Genomic DNA, 6,008 nt, shown 5'->3' with positions numbered 1-6,008 from the left:
ATTAGGGAATAATTTATTTTATTTGTGTTAATTACTTGATAACTGAAGTGTCACTCAAGTATAGCCTTAATGCATGGGAATTGGTATAAAACCTGGGGAAATATCTATCATATTTAAGGTTTTTTCTTCTCTTAAAGCTTTTTTCCTAGATAACTAAAGCTTTCTTTCTTCTCTCCTAGATAACTAAAGCCTTCTCTCCTAGATAACTAAAGCCTTCTTCCTTACCTTCCCTATACTACCGGACATGATATTAATTATGATTCTTTACAAATATGACTATTAAACTAAATAAGATTATTGTGATTGATATTGAAGCTACTTGTTGGGAGAAAAATCCTCCACCAGAACAAGAAAGCGAAATAATTGAAATAGGGGTTTGTATTCTTGATGTAGCTTTAGCTAAACCTGTGGAAAAAGAAAGTATTTTAGTCAGACCAGAACGTTCCAAAATTAGTGAATTTTGTACCCAACTTACAACTTTAACTCAAGCAGAAGTTGACAAAGGAATTACTTTTGATGAAGCTTGTTTAAAACTACGGAAAAAATATGAATCTTTACAACGAGTTTGGGCAAGTTGGGGTGGGTATGACAAAAATATGTTTGAGAAACAATGTTTATCTAGGGGCGTAAAATACCCTTTTGGAATTAGACATATTAATGTGAAAAATTTGTTTGCTCTTGTTCATGCTTTACCCAAAGAAGTAGGGATGGCAAATGCTTTAGAATTATTAGATATTCCTTTGGAGGGAACTCATCATCGTGGCGGAGATGATGCTTGGAATATTGGCAAAATATTAGGAAAATTACTATTACAAAGCAGGATAATAAATAAAGAAGTATGAAATTTAGTGTTGATAATTAATAGGATAATTTGTCGGGTGCATCTCAATTTTGAATAAAGCCAAAAATTTATTTATCGCTTTTAGGGAACAGGGAACAGGGAATAGGGAATAGGGAATAGGGAATAGGAAAAAATCATTTTGGCAAATATGAGATGCACCCAATTTATCTGTAGGGGAAAGGTATTATGAAAAGATTCAGATAATCCCGATATCACTTGAGATAGCTTTTTTTGGAATACAAATATTTAGATGATTTTGCAGAGTGTTTGCCAAGCAAAAATTAAGGTGGCTAGAGTGCTTAATAATTGATATGTTTGGTGGGTTACGGCGGACAGTTAAAAGTTTAGTCAGTCATTACAGCATAAGTATTGCTGCCTCACCCTCCCCACCCTACGCCGAGATTGAATATTCCTTTTACAAACAGTCTCTTATACATACTATGAAACCCTAGTAAAATTAATGCAATTAAATAATGATTTCTAGATTTTTATGTCATTCTTTAAAGATTTGCCCAATTGAGCTTTTTTCTGTCATCAAGCTAGACAATTTTTTTCTCAAGGTTGCAATATTCCAAAGTTGTATTATAATAGTAGTATATAAATATTAAAAATGTGGGGAAGAGGGAAATTCTTCTGCCATACTTTCTATTGTTCAACCCAGAAAATTAGAGCAATGACCCCAAACCAAAACAATAATCAAAACTTTACCAAAGCCTATTTTGACTTCGATAATCTCCCCTATTTAACTAATGCTTACAGAAAACTTAACCTTCAAAGTGTAGGTATTGGTTTAATTAATTTACCACCCAATGAAGGTTATACATTTACCCATAGTCATGCGGAACAAGAGGAAGTTTATATTGTTGTTTCAGGAAAAGGTTTCATTCTAATTGATGGAGAATTAATAGAAATACAACGTGGAGATTTAGTCCGAGTTTCTCCCAGAGCAAAAAGAGCAATTAAAGCAGCTCAAGAAANCCTTCAAAGTGTAGGTATTGGTTTAATTAATTTACCACCCAATGAAGGTTATACATTTACCCATAGTCATGCGGAACAAGAGGAAGTTTATATTGTTGTTTCAGGAAAAGGTTTCATTCTAATTGATGGAGAATTAATAGAAATACAACGTGGAGATTTAGTCCGAGTTTCTCCCAGAGCAAAAAGAGCAATTAAAGCAGCTCAAGAAACTGATTTATTTGTGATTTGTGCAGGTGGAGTAACTCAAGGTTATCCTCAAAATTCTAACTCTCGTTATTTGATAGATGATGGTATTCCTGACTATGATGATATTCCACCTTGGTATCAAGATAACCCAGATATAATTGCTAAAAATTATGTCTTGAAAGAACGGATGTTAAAAGCACAAGCTAAACGAAAACAACAGAAAAAAAATTGATATAGCAGAAAAAAGAAGCAAGAAGTAGGGAGGAATAAGATTAATATTTTTTCTTTCTCCTGGGTCATGCTACACAAACAGCTCTTCCATAATTCGTAATAGTAATAGGGACTGGTTTAACGAAGTCAGAAGTCAGCAGGGGCGTTTTGCTATCGCACAACTCCGTTAACGCTACGCGACATATAAAACGTTTGCGGAGCATTCCGTAGGAAAGTTGTGCGTAGCTAATGGCCATTCGCCCGTACAGAAGTTATTTTTGTAACAGAGATTAGAGCAATCTTCCAAAAATATTTCGCCTTAAAATGCGGGGTTTTAGACCCAATTATTTTGATAACTTTAAACTTTATTATTTTTGATTTTTCCTTCCTCCTTTATTAAAGCGGTTTCCACTCATGTTGACTACAAAAATTCTTCCTTTTTCGTTCTTCGTTCTTCCTTCTTCCTTCTTACTTTAAACACAAATCTCTGTACTCTATATTAATGAAAACTGCTATAAAGGCACAAGCCAAGTAAAAACAAGAGTAAAAAGATTGATAAATTTCCTTCTTCTTTTTTCTTGCCTCTTCCTTCTAATTTATTCCTTAAAAAAAATGACAGATATTAGGAAATTAATCAACCAATTAGCCACTCAAGAAGCCGAATTAACTAATATTCAATTTCTAGCACCTTGCGTTAAAAACGGGCGAGTAAAAACCAGAGTAGCAGGAATGATTTATACCTTTGAAAGTCAACCAAAAAAAATTGCAGGATGGGGAATATTTCAACCAATAAATGAAAAGATAGCTAAATTTATAGAAGAACCAAGTTTGCCTCAGCTAGAAGAATATTTTCAATTATTAAAACCTCTAAGATTATTCCTTGCTTGTCAATTGAAAGGGCAAACATGGTTAGCATATCCAACTAATGAATCTGATAGTAAACAACGGTTTGGTTTTGCTAAACCTGTAGCAGTTCATCTAGTAACAGAAGGAGCAATGTTTGAGCAAATAATTGCTAGGTTTGATGGTGCTTCTTGGTGGTTTGAAGATATAGATCGCCGTGCCGATCCATTAATAGCAGAAGAGTTACAAGAAGCATTAAAAAATATTACCCCACCCAAAGAAGTTAAGTTTAAAGAAATGACTCCAGAAATGAGAACTGTTTATGATTTAGTGGCACGACAAAAGAAAGAATTTATGAAAAAAATGCAACATCAAAAGGATGAAAAAAGACTCAGAGAAGCATTAGCAATGGGTGGGGGAGAGCTACAAAATTTTCGCGATCGCTCTAACTATTGGCAAGTGGAATGGGTGACTGGAAATGGGGAACTTCATACTTCTGCTATTAATAAAAATGACTTAACTGTAGTAAGTGCAGGTATTTGTTTAAGTGGAGGCGATCGACATTTTGATTTGCAATCTTTAGTGGGAGTTGTTGAGCAGAGATAAGGGAATTCATTAATTGATAATTGATAATGGATAATTGATAATTACCTCTGGTTAAAACCGTACGGGAATTGAATATCGGGAAATATCCTAGCACTTTTTTTTACCTATCCAAGGGGAGGCTTTCAACCATAATTATTGAATTATTAATAATTAATAATTCAATAATTTGGTAAGAAGGAAGAAGGAAGAAGTTTTAATATAAAATTCGGGTAATTAGTTATCATATCGCTCTAGGAGTCAGGAGTTAGGAGTTAGGAGTTAGGAGTTAGGAGTTAGGAGTCAGGAGTCAGGAGTCAGGAGAAAGAAAAGATTGGAACTAACAAAATTGTATAATTCGTATTGAAGAACATCTGTATTCATAGAAAGTAATAAGTGCAATTACTGTATAACCGGATTTTATATAAGAGAAGGAAAAACCTGAAATATGATAGATATTTTCTCAGCTTTTACATAAACGATACCAACGGACTTTCAATAATCTTCGATATTCCTTTTAACTTCTATAGCAATGAGCGCTGGTATATTTACAAATTGTAGTAGGGGCCAAGCAGCTCAAAGTCTTATACTATCGGCAATTTCTTCCCCCTGTTGCCTGTTGCCTGTTGCCTGTTCCCGGAGCACAGCGCTATACTTTCCATCTTTCAGTTTCCTCCTTCTAACTTCTACCTTCCAAAAATAAATTAAATTCATACTTCATTAATGGATAATTACCTCTGGTTAAAACTGTACGGGAATTGAATATAAGGAAATATTATTTTTTTCCCCTTTCAAGGGAAGGATTTTAACCAAGGTATTTAATTAATAATTAATAATTATTAATTATTAGATAACTTATAAATTCTGAATTCTAAATTCTAAATTCTGAACCATGTCTATATTTTTTCACGAACAACTTTACCGCAGCCAAGAAATAATGACAAAGCTAAAAAACTTGTCAATAACTATTTGTGGTGCTGGTGCTTTAGGAGCAAATATTACAGAAAATTTAGCTCGTTNGTATTTAATTAATAATTAATAATTATTAATTATTAGATAACTTATAAATTCTGAATTCTAAATTCTAAATTCTGAACCATGTCTATATTTTTTCACGAACAACTTTACCGCAGCCAAGAAATAATGACAAAGCTAAAAAACTTGTCAATAACTATTTGTGGTGCTGGTGCTTTAGGAGCAAATATTACAGAAAATTTAGCTCGTTCTGGGTTGAGTAAATTACGGGTAATAGATTACGATCGCATAGAAGAACGTAACCTATCTACTCAACCTTATTATCGTTCTGATATTGGGGCATTGAAAGTTAAAATTCTGACTAATAGTCTTTATCGCGCTCTGGGAATAAAAATTGATGGTCAATCTCAAAAGTTAACAGAAGAAAATGCAGGTAAACTATTAGGAAAAAGTGAATTAGTTATAGATACTTTTGACAATAGTATTAGTAGAAGTGCAGTCAAAATTTATTGTGCTAATTCTAATATTTATTGTCTTCATGTAGGATTAGCTTCTGATTATTCAGAAATAATTTGGAATGAAAATTATCGAGTACCTTCCCCTGCAAATGATGATATTTGTGATTATCCTTTAGCGAGAAATTTGGTAATGTTAACTGTTGCTGTTGCTTGTGAAACTGTGATTAATTTTGCAGCGACTAAACAACAGCATAATTTTACTGTGACTTTGGGAGATTTTGCTGTTAAACCATTATTTATGTAGGATGAAAATTGAGTAAAAGATTCGATTTATTTTTACAGCACTTTTGAGGAGAGTATGGATAATTAGGGTTTGCTGAAAAAGTCTTATGGGTGAGGGTAGGAGTCAGGAGTTCCTACGGAATGCTGCCTCTTCCAGAGGAGCTGCGCTAACGCAAACAGGAGACAACCCACTTCTAACCCAACCCACCCCCGCCCCTCCGGTGGAGGGGAGCCAGGAGGGGGAGTCAGGAGGAATGGGGAATTTAGAGTAGACAGGAGGGAGAATTATCCCTTAATTTTTCTGCCTCGCATCAACCAAAAATCCTCACTTTATGCAGCTCTTTAGAACGAAAACCTTGTACTTTTTCCATACCTAAAAAGGCAGCTTATTTCTTGTCAATGCTTTTAGATTTAATCAGCAAGCTCTAATTAATAATTACAGCACTTTTGAGGATGGTGAGGTACATTTGTAACACAAGCATCCTGCTTGTTACAAGCAGGATGCTTGTGTTACCAAAAATTTTGTACCTCACTAACTCCGAAATTGCTGTAATTATTAGAGAGAGTTTTTATTAGAGTTGTTGGGAAATAAGGTAAAATGGTTCAAGCAGAAATTGGCCAGAAGAATGCTAAATATTGAACGAGCCTTAAAA

4 protein-coding genes and 1 pseudogene are annotated in these 6,008 nt (G+C 33.9%); all 5 read left to right on the top strand.

Annotated elements, in window-relative coordinates; genetic code table 11:
* The first annotated feature begins 272 nt into the window (after positions 1-272).
* The 5 genes and pseudogenes from AFK68_RS14535 to AFK68_RS14515 all read left to right on the top strand — a co-directional run bounded on the left by AFK68_RS14535 (position 273) and on the right by AFK68_RS14515 (position 5,377).
* A complete protein-coding gene (locus tag AFK68_RS14535; RefSeq protein WP_094673425.1) occupies positions 273-842 on the top strand; it encodes a 3'-5' exonuclease in 570 nt (189 codons plus the stop codon).
* Between the two features lie 609 nt (positions 843-1,451).
* Positions 1,452-1,818, top strand: a pseudogene (locus AFK68_RS45230) (cupin domain-containing protein); the annotation flags it as partial.
* A gap of 17 nt (positions 1,819-1,835) precedes the next feature.
* Positions 1,836-2,237, top strand: a complete 402-nt coding sequence (locus tag AFK68_RS45225; RefSeq protein WP_371357392.1) for a cupin domain-containing protein — start codon at positions 1,836-1,838, stop codon at positions 2,235-2,237.
* A gap of 590 nt (positions 2,238-2,827) precedes the next feature.
* Positions 2,828-3,664, top strand: a complete 837-nt coding sequence (locus tag AFK68_RS14525; RefSeq protein ID WP_094673423.1) for a hypothetical protein — start codon at positions 2,828-2,830, stop codon at positions 3,662-3,664.
* A gap of 1,074 nt (positions 3,665-4,738) precedes the next feature.
* The gene (locus AFK68_RS14515) at positions 4,739-5,377 is read left to right on the top strand and encodes a ThiF family adenylyltransferase (RefSeq protein ID WP_094673422.1); all 639 of its coding nucleotides are present in this window, start codon (positions 4,739-4,741) and stop codon (positions 5,375-5,377) included.
* The last annotated feature ends 631 nt before the right edge of the window (positions 5,378-6,008 follow it).

It is taken from the genome of Hydrocoleum sp. CS-953 (assembly GCF_002260545.1).
Taxonomy (GTDB): domain Bacteria; phylum Cyanobacteriota; class Cyanobacteriia; order Cyanobacteriales; family Microcoleaceae; genus Trichodesmium.
This window is presented reverse-complemented; position numbering and strand designations above follow the sequence as displayed.

Excerpts from the sequence above, each read along its gene's own strand:
- AFK68_RS14535 (WP_094673425.1), top strand. The coding sequence starts at position 273 with ATGACTATTAAACTAAATAAGATTATTGTGATTGATATTGAAGCTACT.
- AFK68_RS14525 (WP_094673423.1), top strand. The coding sequence starts at position 2,828 with ATGACAGATATTAGGAAATTAATCAACCAATTAGCCACTCAAGAAGCC.
- AFK68_RS14515 (WP_094673422.1), top strand. The coding sequence starts at position 4,739 with ATGTCTATATTTTTTCACGAACAACTTTACCGCAGCCAAGAAATAATG.